This is a genomic window from Methylomonas sp. LL1 (assembly GCF_015711015.1).
Lineage (GTDB): Bacteria > Pseudomonadota > Gammaproteobacteria > Methylococcales > Methylomonadaceae > Methylomonas.
In genome coordinates, this window is record NZ_CP064653.1 from 4174657 (window position 1) to 4190173 (window position 15517).

Sequence of the window (15517 nt, forward strand, 5' to 3'; positions counted from 1 at the left end):
CATCGCGGCGAATTTTTTGGGAAAGTTGATTATTTTGATATATTCTTTAGCTATCGAAGCAATGTATTACCTCGGGGTCTGTCCATGAGTAAAGACAAAAAAGGTAAGGACGAAGATAAACTGCTTTACTGTTCATTTTGCGGCAAAAGCCAAAATGAAGTCAGAAAGCTGATCGCCGGACCGTCAGTGTATGTTTGTGATGAATGTGTTGAGCTTTGTAACGACATTATTCGTGACGAACTGCTGGAGGACGAGAGCTCGGTCGGGAGTGGGGCTTTGCCTAAGCCTAAGGAAATCAAGCTGGAGTTGGACAATTATGTGATCGGCCAGGAAAACGCCAAAAAGATTTTGGCGGTGGCTGTTTACAATCATTACAAGCGTCTACGCAGCAATAGCAAGAAATGCGATGTTGAACTGGCAAAAAGCAATATTTTGTTGATCGGACCGACCGGTTCGGGCAAAACCCTATTGGCCGAAACGCTTGCCAGATTACTGGATGTGCCCTTTACCATCGCCGATGCCACCACGCTGACCGAGGCTGGCTATGTGGGCGAGGATGTTGAGAACATCATCCAGAAAATACTGCAAAAATGCGATTACGATGTCGAAAAGGCCGAATCCGGTATTGTTTATATTGATGAAATAGACAAAATCTCCCGCAAGTCGGATAACCCTTCGATAACTCGCGATGTGTCGGGTGAAGGCGTGCAGCAGGCGTTGCTGAAGCTGATCGAAGGTACCGTCGCTTCCGTGCCGCCGCAAGGTGGCCGCAAACATCCGCAGCAGGAATTTTTGCAGGTTAATACCGCCAATATTTTGTTTATCGTCGGCGGTGCTTTTGCCGGTTTGGATCGCGTTATCAAGAGTCGCACCGAAAAAGGCGGTATCGGTTTTTCCGCCGAAGTTAGGGCCAAGGACGACAATCAAAATGTCGGTGAAATTTTTGCCGACGTGCGCGCCGAAGACTTGATCAAATACGGCTTGATTCCGGAGTTTGTCGGACGCTTGCCCGTCGTTGCCACGCTGGACGAACTGGACGAGGCGGCGTTGATACAAATCCTGACCCAGCCTAAAAATGCCTTGATCAAGCAATACAAGCATTTGTTTGAAATGGAAGGTGCTGAACTGGAGTTTCGAGACGGTTCGTTGGCCGCCATTGCCCGTAAATCCATGGAGCGGAAAACCGGTGCTCGTGGTTTGAGGACTATCGTCGAAAACGTATTGCTGGATACCATGTACGAACTGCCGTCCAGTGATAATATCGCCAAAGTCGTGATTGATGAAGGCGTGATACTCGGCCAGTCGGAACCCATTTTGGTTTATGAGCCGGAACTCAAACGAGCTGTTTCCGATTCGTAAACAATTGGGCTGTATTTGTCGAAAAAAAGGGGGGATTGCTTTGCAATCCCCCCTTTTTTTGCCTTTTCGACGAAGAAACTTGTTTTCTATTTGATCGTCCTCATATAGGATTGCAGTTAAATTGCTTTCCCGCCAAAGGACACAACTCAAATGACTCACGTAAAAAGTAAAGACGATCTTATCCCCGTACTGCCGCTTCGGGATGTCGTGGTGTATCCGCACATGGTGATTCCGCTGTTTGTCGGGCGGGGAATGTCCATAGACGCGCTGGATGCGGCGATTAAGCAGGATAAGCAGGTTCTATTGATCGCGCAAAAACAAGCGGATATTGATGAGCCCGAATTTGATGATTTGTACAAGGTGGGCACGCTGGCCAATATTTTGCAGCTGTTGAAACTGCCGGATGGTACGGTCAAGGTTCTGGTCGAAGGCACGCATCGCTGCTCGGTGCTTCAATATCAAGAGTTTGATGGTTATTGCGCCGCCAGCGTCGCCGAGCTTGAAGATGAATTGACTATCGACGAGCAGGAAATGGATGTGTTGCAGCGCACGGCTATCAGTTCGTTCGACCAGTACGTCAAGCTAAACAATAAAATTCCGCCCGAAGTATTAAATTCACTGGCGGGTATCGACGACCCGGGCCGGCTGGCCGACACCATGGCGGCCCATATGGCGCTGAAGGTGGAAGAAAAACAGAATATGCTGGAAATGGTCGATGTGGCCAAACGCCTGGAAAACCTGATGACGTTGATGGAAGGCGAGGTGGATATTCTGGAAATGGAAAAGAAAATCCGTGGCCGGGTTAAGAAACAAATGGAAAAAAACCAACGCGAGTACTATCTGAACGAGCAAATGAAGGCGATTCAGAAAGAACTGGGCGAGATGGATGAGGCCAGCAACGAAGTCGAAGAACTGGAAAAGAAAATTGCCGCGGCCGGCATGTCGGCAGAGGCAAAAACCAAGGCCATGGCTGAACTGAATAAGTTGAAAATGATGTCGCCGATGTCGGCGGAAGCCACCGTGGTGCGCAACTATATCGATTGGATGGTCAATGTACCTTGGAAGAAAAAAACCAAGGTTAGACACGATTTGAAGGTGGCGGAGCAGGTGTTGGAATCCGAGCATTATGGTTTGGAGAAGGTCAAGGAACGCATCTTGGAATACCTGGCCGTACAACAACGAGTCAAGCAGTTGAAGGGGCCGATCTTGTGCTTGGTTGGGCCGCCGGGGGTGGGTAAAACCTCATTGGGCCAATCCATTGCGCGGGCTACCAACCGTAAGTACGTGCGCATGGCCTTGGGTGGCGTTAGGGACGAAGCGGAAATCCGTGGTCACAGGCGTACCTATATCGGCTCGATGCCCGGCAAGATTTTGCAGAATTTGTCGAAGATCAAAACCCGTAATCCTATGTTTTTGCTGGATGAAATAGATAAAATGGCTGCTGATTTCCGCGGCGATCCGGCTTCGGCCTTGCTGGAAGTGCTCGATCCGGAGCAGAATCACACCTTTTCCGATCATTATCTGGAGGTGGATTTCGATCTGTCCGATGTAATGTTTGTGGCGACGGCCAATACCATGAATATTCCCGCGCCGCTGATGGATAGAATGGAAGTGATTCGTTTGGCTGGTTATACCGAGGACGAAAAGATTAATATTGCCCTGCGTTTTTTGATTCCGAAGCAGGTCAAAAATAACGGTTTGGCTGAATCCGAAATCGAAATTTCCGAATTGGCGGTGAAGGATATTATTAGGTACTACACACGGGAAGCCGGTGTGCGTAGCCTGGAACGCGAAATATCCAAAATTTGCCGCAAGGTGGTGAAGGATTTGCTGTTGCAAAAAGGTAAAGACAAGATTTGCGTCGACAAGGAAAATTTGAATAAGTACCTGGGTGTCAGGCGCTTCAGTTACGGCATGGCCGAGGATAATGATCAGATTGGCCAGGTTACCGGATTGGCTTGGACCGAAGTGGGAGGTGAATTGCTGACCATCGAAACCGCCGTGATGCCGGGCAAGGGTAAGCAACAAGCTACCGGTAAACTCGGGGATGTGATGAAGGAATCCATCGACGCCGCGGTTACCGTGGTTAGAAGCCGTGCCGATGTGTTGGGTATCGATAAAGAGGTTTTCCAAAAAAGCGACATCCATATTCATGTTCCGGAAGGGGCTACCCCAAAAGACGGGCCCAGCGCGGGCATCGGTATGTGTACGGCCATTATCTCGGCCTTGACTAAAATTCCGGTCAAGGCCGATGTAGCGATGACCGGTGAGATTACCCTGCGCGGGGAAGTGTTGCCTATCGGCGGGTTGAAGGAAAAACTGTTGGCGGCCCATCGGGGCGGCATCAGAACAGTTGTTATTCCTTCCGAAAACGAAAAAGACTTGGCCGAAATACCGGAAAATGTCAAAAGCAATCTGACGATCAAATGCGTGCGCTGGATCGATGAGGTATTGGAGATTGCCTTGCAGAATATGCCGGTTCCTATCGCGGTTACAGCGGTCGACAGGGCGGATACCCCAAGCGCTAAAAATGATGCCAAGCCGCAAACGGTTGTTGCGCACTAAAATTGTGGTTAATATTTCTGAAAACCTTGGAAACCGGGGCTTTCGGCTATTTCAGTGCTTGACATGGCTTGTTTCCCGTTGATATAAAGTCCCACCTTCTCGCAAGAAGGTGGCTATCAATAGGAGTGGGGGCGAGCCTGTTAGTGGCGCATTCAAATGACTTGTTTGCTAGTTCATAATTAATACAACGACATCCTAAGGGGAAATAAATGAATAAATCGGAACTGATTGATGCTATTGCTTCGGCATCTCAATTGACAAAAGCCGACGCCGGCCGTGCTTTAGATGGTTTTATCAAATCTGTTGAAGAAGCACTGAAAAAAGGCGATTCAGTTGCCTTGGTTGGTTTTGGCACCTTTGAAGTGAAAGAAAGAGCCGAACGTAAAGGCCGCAATCCGCAAACCGGTGAAGAGATTACTATCAAGGCCGCAAAAATTCCTTCATTTAAAGCTGGTAAATCTTTAAAAGATGCTGTAAACTAGCATTTCTTTAGTCGGGTGCTTAGCTCAGCTGGGAGAGCATCGCCCTTACAAGGCGAGGGTCGGGGGTTCGAACCCCTCAGCACCCACCAGACTTAGGAGCGGTAGTTCAGTTGGTTAGAATACCGGCCTGTCACGCCGGGGGTCGCGGGTTCGAGCCCCGTCCGCTCCGCCAAAACAGAAACCTCGGGCCGAATGGTTCGAGGTTTTTTTTTGCGTGTTAATTTTTTATCGCCTGGATGGTCAGGCTAAATGCTGTTTAAGGACAGAGCTATGCTATTAGAGATTAGAGAAAAGGTGCAAGGCGTATTTGCGTCGATCATTTTAGTGCTGATTTGTGTGCTTTTCGGTTTATGGGGTATCCAGAATTATCTAGGGGGTGGCAAGGAAGCGCCGGTGGTTACCGTGGGCGATAAAGACTTTTATCAACGCGATGTTAATCAGGCCTATCAGCAATTCGCTCAGAATCTGGCCGGCATGAAATTTGACGAAGACATGCTGAAAAAACAAGCGTTGGAAAAGTTGATTAGAGACGAGGTGCTGCTGCAATATGCCCAAGACCAGAATTTAGTCGTGACCGACGAAAGCGCCAGAGACTTCATTCAGTCGCTGGAATATTTCCAGAAAGACGGTAAATTCGATAAAACCCAATATCAAACCCTGCTAGGTTCGCAAGGTATGTCGTCCGACGAATTCGTGGGGCGGATCAAAAAAGCCCTGATCATGGAGCAGGTGCAGAGGGCGATTGTCGACAGCGGATTTGTTACCAAGGCCGAAGTGGACGGTTTTTTCAAGATTCAGAATCAAAAACGGGATGTCGAATACCTGACCATTCCTTTGGCTGCTGTCGGTGCGCCTTCCGAAGAAGAGATAGCTGCTTATTATCAGCAGCATCAGGATGCATATCAGACGGATGAGCAGGTTTCGGTTCAATATGTGGAATTGTCCTTGGATATGCTCGCCAATGATGTCGATGCATCGGAAGAGCAATTGAAAGCCTATTACGAAGAGCAGAAGGCGCAATTCAGCAACCCCGAAAGGCGCAAGATCAGCCATATCCTGTTTGCATTTGGCAAGGATAACGCCGGTGAAGAGCAGGCCTTACAAAAGGCATTGAAAGCCAAACAAGAATTAGCCACTAAAGACTTTGCCGGATTGGCCGCCGAGTTATCCGATGACAAACTCACCGCGAAAAACGGTGGCGATCTGGGATTATTTAATGTCGGTGTCATGGAAAAATCCTTCGAAGATGCCGCCAGCCAGTTAAAGCTTGGCGAAGTATCCGCGCCGGTTAAATCGGCATTTGGTTACCATCTGATCAAGGTCACTGAATTGGTTCCAGGGGAAGTTAAGTCTTATGAAGCCGTTAAACCCGAACTGACAAAAGCTTATAAAAAAGCGCAGGCTGAAAGCCGGTTTGGCGAGTTGGGGGAAAAGTTGAGCGAAGTGAGCTACGAAAATCCCGGTAGCCTGGACGCCGCGGCCAAGTTGCTCGGAACCGAAATCAAGCAAACTCAAGCGTTTACCCGAAATGCCGGTGAGGGTGTCGCTTCCGATGAAAAGGTACGTCTGGCGGCTTTTTCCGAAGATGTCTTGAAAGGTAGCAATAGCGAGCCGGTCGAAATCGGCAGCGATAAGCTAGTGGTGCTGCGTATGCAATCTCATCAACCGGCGGCCAATAAAGAGCTGAAGGATGTGAGGAATGATGTGGCCGCTGCATTGCAAAAACAAAAAGCTCAGGATAAAGCGATTGAAAGCGCCAATAAAATCAAGGATGAATTGTTGGCCGGGAAAAGTCTGGCCGAGGCGGCGCAAGCGGCTAAGTTGACGGTGAAAAAAGTCACGGGCTTGATGCGTAACACAGCAGAGGTGGAGCCCACGGTTAACCAAGCCATTTTCCGGGCGCCAAAGCCACAAGCCAATCGGCCTAGCGTGGTTGTGATCGATGAGCCTTCGGGCGGCAAGATCGTGGCCAGCATTCAGCGTGTCAGCGAAGGTACGATGACGGATGCCGACAAGGCCAAGCAGGCGCTGATAGAAAAAAACATGGCGACCGCTTTTGGCAAAGCCCAATTTGAAGCGGTGTTGAATCAACTGCAAGCGAATGCCGATGTTACGATTCAAGCGCAAAAGCCATAATTCCGTAAGCTGAAAACGCCGGTGGGTCAAGGTTTGATCGACTTGAGCCCGCCGGCGTGGATTCTGTCCCGTGTTCGACTTCTCTCAATAGCTGGTGTGCTATTGAGAGGATGGCACTTGACCGACAATATCCTTCTGCTCAACGCCGCCGCATTAAAGGCCGGATATCGAACGCCACCACCACCAACAAATAAACCACCAATCCCAATGTGCCGCTAATCCAGACATTCCAGTGGTACTCGGCCAGCGAATAACGATGGGCAAAATACAAACCCAAGCCCAAGACGATATATCCGGAAATTTTGCCTAGCGGATAAGCCACCGGGTAATAAATCCGTCCCAGCAGCCAGGATAGGCCGACCATAAAGCCATAGCAAGCCAGCGTGGCCCAGGCCGAGCCCAGGTAACCCCAGCGTGGAATCCATAGGACGTTCAGCGCCACGGTTATCACGGCCCCCGCCAGTGACACCCAGGCGCCCATGCCTGTGCGGTCGCTGAGTTTGTACCAGATCGACAAATTGACATAAATCCCCAGGCACAAATTGGCCAGCAGTAAAATCGGGACTACTTCCAATCCGGCGCGAAACTCTTCGCCAATGAAATATTTGAACAAATCGATGTACAGCATCACCAGCAGGAAAATGAACATGCCGGCGATGACAAAGTATTGCATCACCAGAGCGTAGGTGCGTTTGGCGTCGGCCCGGCCGGCATGGGAAAAAAAGAAAGGCTCGCCGGCATAGCGAAAAGCCTGCACGAACAGACTCATCAGGATCGATAATTTGTAGCAGGCGCCGTAAATCCCCAACATTTTCAGATTGGTGGGTACATCGTAGGGCAGCATGACTTTTAGGATTGCCCGGTCCAGCATTTCGTTGATCATGCCGGCAAAGCCGATGACTACCATTGGCAGCGAATAGCGGCAAATGGGCAACAGCACGCGCGGATCGAGTTGCAGTGGTATGCCTCGAAACTGCGGCAGCAGCAGCAGCAATTTACAGCCGCTGGCCAGTAGATTGGATAGAAAAATGTATCCAACTCCCAATTGCGGGTCGTAAACATTGGCCGGGATTGAGTCAGGCCACCAAGCTAAAAGCTTAGGACACAACAGCAAAAAAAACAGATTCAGGGCGATGGTGATAAAAATCTCAGCCATTCGGATACCGGCAAAGCGCCAGGCCCGATTTTCGGCCCGCAACCGGGCAAAGGGCAGGGCGGTGATGGCGTCCAGAGCCAGAATGCCGGCAAACCACAACAGATATTCAGGGTGGTCTGGATAGCGTAGCCAGGCCGCTAACGCTTGTTGCCAGTAAAACACCGCCGCCACAAACACCAGATTGATAAGCAATAAGAAACCCAGGGTGCTGTTATAGACCGCTTGATCTGTATATTCCGGTTTTTGCCGGAAGCGAAAATAGCCGGTTTCCAGGCCGAATATCAAGACTACCGCAAAAAAACCGGCATAAGCGTAAAACTCCGACACCACGCCGTATTCGCCGGCGCTGAAGGTATAGGTGTACAAAGGCACCAGGAGATAATTCAAAAAGCGGCCCAGGATACTGCTCAGGCCATAAATCGCGGTTTGGGAGATGAGTTGGCGTAACGGATTCAAGCGCTTTGATTCCTAGGAAAGGTCGGCCGGACAGACTAGGTCCGGACAAGCATAAAAGCGGCTTATTTTAGTCCGATTTAACCGGTTTCTTTAGCGTCCGCTAAAAGTTATCCGGTCCTGGCGGTCTGTGTTGGCATATCCGGCAATGAAAACGTAGAGACTAGCCTCATTCCCGCCGGCAAAGTTGCTTGGGAGGGAAGCCGAAATATTTGGCAAATGCCGCGCTGAAATTGCTGGCATGCTGATAGCCTACCGACTCGGCGGCTATGCCAACTGGGCAATGGCTGGATTTTAATAATTGATAGGCTTTTTCCATCCGGATATCCAACAGCAAACCATACGGAGTGGTGCTGAAACACTGGTGAAATAATTGCTTTAATTTGAATTGATTGGTTCCCACCCGTCGACAGAGTTCTTCCACCGAGGGTGGACTTTTGAACTCAGCGGAAAGAATATCGCGCGCCAAATCGGCTATTTGTCTATCCCTTTGGGTTATCCGCGCGGATCGTTGCCGGTCGCCGCCGAGCAAGTGACTCAGTTCGCTGGCCAATATCGCCATGGCTTGGCCTTGCCTGAATAATGGCCGGGCTTTAACCGCGACGGAGTTGCCAAGCAAGCTTCGCGCGGCAATGATGGTGGCCGCCGAAATCGGCTGATGACTGATCACCCGCATGGATTTGTCTTGAAAAATTCCGCTAAACACGCCAACGCCAAAATGGCGTTCCAGCCAGTCTTGGTTCATCGAAAAACGTAATTGCGTGACCGGTTGATCACCTTCATATTCCCGGTAGCCATCGCTGGAATTGAAGGTGGTAATCGTGGTGTAGCCTTGTTTAAATACGACGCCGTCATGTTGATTGGTCGCAAAGCGCGAGCGGCCTTTCAGCCCCAAAGTCACCACCATGCGCGGCTGCTGAGTATCCATCCGGCTCAACACGGCTAGATTCCGCTTAGGGCTGTACTGGGTTTCGATGTAACTTAAATCGCGATCCAACTTGAAAATCTTCGATTGGCCGTGGCCCAGGGTTACGGGCAAGCCGTGAGACAGGCAGCCGTCGTCCGGCAGAAACTCGGCCGGCAATTCGTCGCTGGGAATACGCCAGACTGAGTTTGGCGCCGTTGGTTTCTGCTGCATTTCGTCACCTGTGATTTGTTCGATCGGCTTTTATACCAAGCAATAAGTGCGCCGCATCGACGGCTCAAGCTTTGACTGGGTGCTATGCCGCGCCAGATAGAGACGCACCGTCATTTGCCATTACGAATCGAAAAAAACACGGCATATCCCATACAAAAATCCGTTTGCCATTCGTAATATTCCCTTGCCCATAAAACAACCCGGCGACAAAGCTATATATTCGCTACCAATAGTTACTTTGGAAGCACCATGAACCGTTCTGTCGCCCTTACGCCTATTTCGTTTTTACAATTGAGCAAGACTTTGCCGATACTCTTGCTGAGCGCCGGTTCGGCCGCCGTTATGGCGGATGAATTCACCGGGGAACTGGATACTACCGAAGTCGTCGCCAGTCCCATCATCGAGGAAACACATTTGGATCAGTTTTCCGACGTGTCCGCCATTGTGACGGAAGAACAGTTGCGCGACCAAAACGCCGTCGACCTGGCCTCGGCCTTGCGCCGCACGCCGGGCGTGCAGATTACGCGATTCAATCCGGTGGGCGCTTTCGGCGGCAACGAAGGCGGCGGCGTCTTCATCCGCGGCATGGGGCATAGCCGTCCGGGCAGCGAGATCAAGACTTATATCGACGGCATTCCGTTCTACATGGGCGTGTGGGGCCATCCGTTGCTGGATTTGCTGCCGATCAACGGCATGCAATCGATTACCACCTATAAAAGCCCGCAGCCGTACATCAACGGCAATAATTTCGCCTCGATCAATCTGGACACCAAGCGCGCCACCGAAGACGGCATTCACGGTCACGGCCGCTTGTCCGGCGGTTGGTATTCCACCATCAGCGAACAAGCCGACATCACCGGCAAGCAGGGTGACCTGGATTTCATGCTGGCGCAGGGCTATGCCAAATCCGACGGCCATCGCGACAATGCCGATGGAGAATTGAAAAATGTGATGGGCCGGATAGGCTATCAACTGAACGAAAATTGGGCCATCGGCAGCCATTTTCTCTATACCAATAACCAGGCTGGCGATCCGGGTGACAATCGACTGCCCAAGCCGGCGGTCGATCCGCGCTACAACACCGAAGCCGGCCTGGTTTCGCTCGATTTGTCGCACCAACACGGCGATTGGCATGGTGATTTGAAACTGTATACCAACACCGGCGAGGGCAATTGGCTGGGTTACGTCAACAATGACACTGGACGCTTGACCGACACCTTGTCCAGTTTTGACATGTACGGTTTGCGCTGGAAGGAACAATTCGCACCCTGGCATGGCGGTGAAATCACGGCCGGCGTCGATAGCGACTGGAATTCAGGCCGGGTGACCGACATCGATACGGTCAGAAGTTTTAGCTTCGATACGCCGACTTTCCGCGTCACATCGCCGTTCGTGGCTCTGAGTCAGACCTTCGAACTTAATAAAAGCTGGTCGCTGGTGCCGTCGGCGGGTGTCAGGTATTACGACCATAGCGAATTCGATTCGGCTTCCTCGCCGCATGCAGGTATTTCTTTGGTCTCCGAGCGGGTTACCGTATTCGCCAATTTTTCGCGTGGTATCAATTATCCCGGCCTGGAAGCGCCAACCTTGACCGCTTATTTGCCGGCATTTTTCGGCGAATCCTGGAAAAAGTTGGGAGCGGAGGAAGTGCAACATGCCGAAGTCGGCGTCAAACTGATGCCGTTCGATTCTACCGAGCTAGATCTGAGCGTGTTTAACGATAGGGTCAAAAATCGCTATATCTTCCAGTTTGCCGATGGCTCGGGTTTCAACCCGACCTTCCTGAATCTGGGTGAATACGCCATGCGCGGTTTCGAGGGCTCGATCAAACAAGGCATCACGGAAGACTGGAATGTGTTTGCCGGCCTGACCTTGCTCAACCCCAGCGTAGACAATCTGCCCTATACACCCGCCAGGGCCGTGACTGCCGGTATCAACGGCCAGATTGAAAAGGTTAGGTTGGCTTTCGATGCCCAGTATCAATCGGAAATCTATACGTTGAATCGTGGCCGTGGGCCAGGGGCCAACACCCAGACCGTCAGTTCGTTTGTCGTGCTGAACGCCCGAGCATCCTATCCGATTCCGGCGTTGGGCAAGGACGGCGAAGTGTTTATTGCCGCCGAAAACCTGTTGAGCCGAGATTACAGCTATAGGCCTGGCTATCCGATGCCGGGACGCTGGGGGCAAATCGGTATTTCCGCCAGTTTTTGATCTCAAGAGAGCGCAGGGGCAATATCAACAGCCCCTATGCCAATAGAGCGGTCTCGTTAAAATCGAGCCGCCTCATTTTCATCGGCCACTACAACATTAACTATCCGTTATTGATGACTATATCCACTAAACTTCGCCGCCGTATTTTTATTCTAATGGCGCTGATCGGAGCATTAAGCGGTTCGCCCGCTTTTGCCAAGGCTGAAAGTCTGTTGATCGGTGCCGCTCGGGTATTCGATGGTTACAGCCTGCGAAACGATGCGGCGGTCTTGCTGGTCGATGGCCGGGTTTCGCGCATCGACAACCGCGCGGCCTTTAACGACGTCGAGGCTGTCCGCATCGATCTGGGCGATGCCACGCTGCTGCCCGGTTTGATCGAATTACATGCCCATTTGAGTTTTCGGCAGGTACCGGCCGAAATTGTGCTCAGGCACGGCATCACCACGGTACGCGATGTCGGTGGTCCTTTACATGCGCCTCATGGTGGGGATGGGAGTCTGCGCTTGATGACATCCGGCCCCATCATCACGGCGGCCGACGGATACCCGATTCCCAGTCTGGGACAAAGCGATATAGCGGTGCCGGTTTCCACCGAACAGCAGGCAAGGGACATCGTGGGTAAATTGGTTGAAGGTGGCGCGGTCATAATCAAGGTGGCCTTGGAGCCGGGTGGGGAGGCCGGGGCGCCGTGGTCGTCCGGTCATGCGCACGAGCATGGCTCGCATCATGTGCAAGCACAGGCTGCCCAGCAACCTCATCAGTCCTCGTCAGCTCACGGTTCGGCGGACAAACCCTCGGCCTGGCCATTGTTGCCGGAAAATGTGGTGAAAGCCATCGTCGACGAAGCCCATAAACTGGGGCGCAAGGTTTCCACGCATATTGCCGAGGAGAAGGGCGCCCGAATCGCCCTGAATGCCGGCATAGACGAATGGGCTCACACACCTTGCGAAGCGCTGCCGGATAGTTTGTTGCAGCAGGCGGTGGCGCAACAGGTCAAAATCGTCGGAACCATCGACACGCTGTCGAAATGTCCGGGCGTGATCAGTAATGTCAGGCGTTTGGCGGCATTGGGCGGAGAGTTCTTATATGGCGCGGAAATCGCGCATCCCGACATTCCCTGGGGTATCGATGCCCAGGAGTTAATGTATCTGGTGCATGTCGCCGGCATGCGGCCGTTGGATGTATTGCGTACCGCCACTTCCACGGCCGGGCAATATCTGAACATACCGCTGCTCGGCAGCTTGCTGCCCGGAGCGCCGGCGGACTTGATCGCGGTGAAGGGCGATCCGCTGCAAAATCTGAAATTGCTGGAATATCCGGAGCTGGTGGTTTCGGGCGGTAAGGTGATAGTCAACCGCTTTGCCGATGCGGATTGAACCGCCATAATCGTGATTGTTTAAACTTTGGTGAAAATCAAATCCCAGACGCCATGCCCCAGATTCAGGCCGCGATTCTCGAACTTGGTCAACGGCCGGTAGTCGGGGCGAGGACAATAGTCGCCGGTCGGGCTAGCGTTTTTTAGGCCCGTGTCGGTGGCCAAGGTAGCCAGCATGTCCTTGGCATAGTCGTGCCAGTCGGTAGCGGCGTGAAAATAAGCGCCGGTCGCCAGTTTTTTATTCAACAGTTCGAGGAAACTGGGGCGAACAATCCGGCGTTTGTGGTGGCGGCGCTTGTGCCAGGGATCGGGGAAAAACAGATGCACGCCGGCGACGCTGCAATCGGGGATTTTCTGCTCCAGAATCTCGATCGCATCGTGGTGATAAATCCTGACATTGTTGATGCCGCGTTGTTCCAGCAGCATGATCAAATGGCCGACGCCGGGGCGATGCACCTCGATACCTAGGTAATTCAAATCCGGATTGGCCGCCGCCATCGCCGCTAGGCTCTCGCCATTACCGAATCCGATCTCGACTATCAGCCGCGCTCGTCGGCCGAAGGTTTGTTCTGCATCGAAAGCCTGTTGCGGCGGCAAACAATACTTATCCCAATGATTCTCCAACGCCTGTTTTTGGCCGGCGGTGGCGCGTCCTTGGCGGCGGATGAAACTACGGATACGGGCAGGGTCGATTTTTTTGGGTTCGGTCATGGGCATAACGATGGTTGGCCGGGTAAAACAGGGTGGATAACAATGGGTGATCCAGCGTTCGAATTGTATATAAGTTGTGCTTCGCGCTGAATAGTTCCTTTGAGCTAAATACACGTCACCATCCCGGTTGGGGCTGGGCGTCCATGGCCCGTGGATGGCCCTATCACCATCCTTGGAGGGTAGTGCGTCAGCGTTCGTATATCCTTGAGTTGCGATTAATTTACCTAAACCACTGCACCACGGCATCTCGTTGTTGCCGGGTTTTTGGCCTAGCCGGCTCGCCTTTTCTGTAACCGAAGGCGACCAGATAAGCTAGTCCCCAGGCGTTTAAGTCGATCGCCATTTCGTCCGCCAACATTTGTTCCAAGGCGGCTTGCTCGAAGCCTTCGATCGGACAGCTATCGATACCGATCATCGCCGCGGCGGTCATCATGTTGCCCAATGCGATGTAGGTTTGTTTGCCGCTCCAGTCGGTCATCGCCCGCTCAGAGTCCAGCAGCGCAAAATCGTGCCGCTGGAATTTTTGTAGAATCGCGCTGCGGGCAAGCGCCGCATCCTCCGGAAACTTCTGCACAGTCCGCATAAAATCCTGGACATACTCGCTGTCGTAACGCATGAACACGGCTTTACGAATCAAGGTGACGATCAGATGGCTGGCCGTAGGCAATTGTTTCTGGCCGCCCCAAACATGGGGCAACATTTTTTCCCGTAACGCCCGGTTTTGCACCACCAGAAATTTCCACGGCTCCAGGCCAAAGGAACTGGGCGACAAGCGGGCGGTTTCCAGAATAAACTCGAAATCATCGTCGCTGACGCTCCGGGTCGCGTCAAACTCCTTGCAGGCATGGCGAAACCGGAATGCGTCGATGATGGCTTGTTTGTCGATACTCATGGCTTACAAACTGTCTCCAACTTCGCGGTGATAAAACGGCCATTTTTTGACGTGCAGATGTTTTCTGATCGGGGTTTTGATCACCGATACGCACAGCGCAATCGAGAACAAGCACCATACCGCGCAATATTCGTTAGGATCGTCGGTGGTGACGTCGGAAATCCATGGTCCGATCAAATAATGAAAAGCCACGAAACGCCAGGAACCGTACATCAGCGGCAGATAAAACGCCGCCAAAATGTAAGAAAACGCATGCAAGCCCCAGTTAAAGCCGAACAACCATTCAACCGGTTGAGACATCAGGCCGTTCAACGGCATTTGCCAGGCAATGTGCCACGCGCCGGAAACCGAGCAGGTTTGCGCGCCGCAAAAACCTTCCACGCCGGGTACGCATTCGCCGGCCCAGGCGAACGGATACATCTTGATCAGCATCGCCAGCGAACTGATCGCGCACAGGGTATAGACGGTGGTGCGGATTTTCAGCTTGACGCTTTCCGGGATGAAGTACATCGCCACCATATTGACGAAAAACGGCTGGAAGGCGATATGCAAATAGCCCAGTAAGGTCAATACCTGATTGTTGGGATTGTCGCAGAGGTTGATGTAAACATAGGTTGCCGCTTGCAATAACTCCATCAAGGCAAAATAAGTCAACGGAATCCACAGTTCCTTGGATTCACCTTTATAAGCCACATATACGGCAGTCGTTAAACCGGCGGCGGCTAAAACGCCGGACGCTTCTCCACTCCAACACATTGCAATACCCTCTAGTTATTATGATTATCATTGCGGGAAATACCGCAAAAGCGCGGAATTATCACATAAAACCGGACGGAATTAAGCGGATTTTGGTAATTGCCGTTTTATCGGATACAGCTTAATCATTCCGAGCGCGGACGTTGTTCCGGCAAGGATTTTCTCAGCACGTGGCTAGGTAGTGGATAAGTAAAGCGCTAACACAGGCTGGGATTTGAAAAGAAACACAAAACGGCGCTAATAACATGTTCATTTTATGGTTTTGCTGTAGACTCAAAAAATG

11 protein-coding genes and 2 tRNA genes are annotated in these 15517 nt (G+C 51.8%); 8 read left to right on the forward strand and 5 right to left on the reverse strand.

What is annotated here, in order from left to right:
* Window positions 1-84 precede the first annotated feature (84 nt).
* From clpX to IVG45_RS19600, 6 genes are all read left to right on the forward strand, one after another.
* A complete protein-coding gene (gene clpX, locus IVG45_RS19575; protein ID WP_196435438.1) occupies window positions 85-1359 on the forward strand; it encodes an ATP-dependent Clp protease ATP-binding subunit ClpX in 1275 nt (424 codons plus the stop codon).
* 150 nt (window positions 1360-1509) lie between these two features.
* Window positions 1510-3924, forward strand: a complete 2415-nt coding sequence (lon, locus tag IVG45_RS19580; protein ID WP_196435439.1) for an endopeptidase La — start codon at window positions 1510-1512, stop codon at window positions 3922-3924.
* A gap of 209 nt (window positions 3925-4133) precedes the next feature.
* Window positions 4134-4406 (forward strand): HU family DNA-binding protein, encoded by a 273-nt coding sequence (locus IVG45_RS19585; RefSeq protein WP_196435440.1) that lies wholly within the window; start codon window positions 4134-4136, stop codon window positions 4404-4406.
* Window positions 4407-4419: 13 nt separating this feature from the next.
* Window positions 4420-4495 (forward strand) — tRNA-Val (locus IVG45_RS19590).
* A gap of 6 nt (window positions 4496-4501) precedes the next feature.
* A tRNA-Asp gene (locus IVG45_RS19595) sits at window positions 4502-4578 on the forward strand.
* Window positions 4579-4676: 98 nt separating this feature from the next.
* Window positions 4677-6542 (forward strand): SurA N-terminal domain-containing protein, encoded by a 1866-nt coding sequence (locus tag IVG45_RS19600; protein WP_196435441.1) that lies wholly within the window; start codon window positions 4677-4679, stop codon window positions 6540-6542.
* 139 nt (window positions 6543-6681) lie between these two features.
* Here IVG45_RS19600 and IVG45_RS19605 read toward each other — a convergent pair whose 3' ends face one another.
* Complete coding sequence (locus tag IVG45_RS19605; RefSeq protein ID WP_196435442.1) at window positions 6682-8154, reverse strand: lipopolysaccharide biosynthesis protein; 1473 nt, start codon at window positions 8152-8154, stop codon at window positions 6682-6684.
* 166 nt (window positions 8155-8320) lie between these two features.
* The gene (locus IVG45_RS19610; RefSeq protein ID WP_196435443.1) at window positions 8321-9289 is read right to left on the reverse strand and encodes a helix-turn-helix transcriptional regulator; all 969 of its coding nucleotides are present in this window, start codon (window positions 9287-9289) and stop codon (window positions 8321-8323) included.
* Window positions 9290-9538: 249 nt separating this feature from the next.
* Here IVG45_RS19610 and IVG45_RS19615 point away from each other — a divergent pair, with 249 nt between their 5' ends.
* Both IVG45_RS19615 and IVG45_RS19620 read left to right on the forward strand, forming a co-directional pair.
* Window positions 9539-11500: a TonB-dependent receptor gene (locus tag IVG45_RS19615; RefSeq protein WP_196435444.1), complete on the forward strand. Its 1962-nt coding sequence runs from the start codon at window positions 9539-9541 to the stop codon at window positions 11498-11500.
* Between the two features lie 113 nt (window positions 11501-11613).
* On the forward strand, window positions 11614-12876 hold the full coding sequence (locus IVG45_RS19620) for an amidohydrolase family protein (protein ID WP_196435445.1): 1263 nt from the start codon (window positions 11614-11616) through the stop codon (window positions 12874-12876).
* A gap of 20 nt (window positions 12877-12896) precedes the next feature.
* On the opposite strand, the gene trmB is transcribed toward IVG45_RS19620, so the two are convergent.
* The 3 genes from trmB to IVG45_RS19635 form a co-directional block, all read right to left on the reverse strand.
* The gene (gene trmB, locus IVG45_RS19625) at window positions 12897-13586 is read right to left on the reverse strand and encodes a tRNA (guanosine(46)-N7)-methyltransferase TrmB (RefSeq protein ID WP_196435446.1); all 690 of its coding nucleotides are present in this window, start codon (window positions 13584-13586) and stop codon (window positions 12897-12899) included.
* Between the two features lie 220 nt (window positions 13587-13806).
* A complete protein-coding gene (locus IVG45_RS19630; protein WP_196435447.1) occupies window positions 13807-14478 on the reverse strand; it encodes an NAD(P)H-dependent oxidoreductase in 672 nt (223 codons plus the stop codon).
* A gap of 3 nt (window positions 14479-14481) precedes the next feature.
* Window positions 14482-15234, reverse strand: coding sequence for a DUF5765 domain-containing protein (locus tag IVG45_RS19635; RefSeq protein ID WP_196435448.1), 753 nt, complete (start codon window positions 15232-15234; stop codon window positions 14482-14484).
* Window positions 15235-15517: the final 283 nt, after the last annotated feature.

Bases quoted from the DNA above. Each gene is read 5' to 3' on its own strand.
- clpX (WP_196435438.1), top strand. From the start codon at position 85: ATGAGTAAAGACAAAAAAGGTAAGGACGAAGATAAACTGCTTTACTGT.
- lon (WP_196435439.1), top strand. From the start codon at position 1,510: ATGACTCACGTAAAAAGTAAAGACGATCTTATCCCCGTACTGCCGCTT.
- IVG45_RS19585 (WP_196435440.1), top strand. From the start codon at position 4,134: ATGAATAAATCGGAACTGATTGATGCTATTGCTTCGGCATCTCAATTG.
- IVG45_RS19600 (WP_196435441.1), top strand. From the start codon at position 4,677: ATGCTATTAGAGATTAGAGAAAAGGTGCAAGGCGTATTTGCGTCGATC.
- IVG45_RS19610 (WP_196435443.1), bottom strand. From the start codon at position 9,289: ATGCAGCAGAAACCAACGGCGCCAAACTCAGTCTGGCGTATTCCCAGC.
- IVG45_RS19615 (WP_196435444.1), top strand. From the start codon at position 9,539: ATGAACCGTTCTGTCGCCCTTACGCCTATTTCGTTTTTACAATTGAGC.
- IVG45_RS19620 (WP_196435445.1), top strand. From the start codon at position 11,614: ATGACTATATCCACTAAACTTCGCCGCCGTATTTTTATTCTAATGGCG.
- trmB (WP_196435446.1), bottom strand. From the start codon at position 13,586: ATGACCGAACCCAAAAAAATCGACCCTGCCCGTATCCGTAGTTTCATC.
- IVG45_RS19630 (WP_196435447.1), bottom strand. From the start codon at position 14,478: ATGAGTATCGACAAACAAGCCATCATCGACGCATTCCGGTTTCGCCAT.
- IVG45_RS19635 (WP_196435448.1), bottom strand. From the start codon at position 15,234: ATGTGTTGGAGTGGAGAAGCGTCCGGCGTTTTAGCCGCCGCCGGTTTA.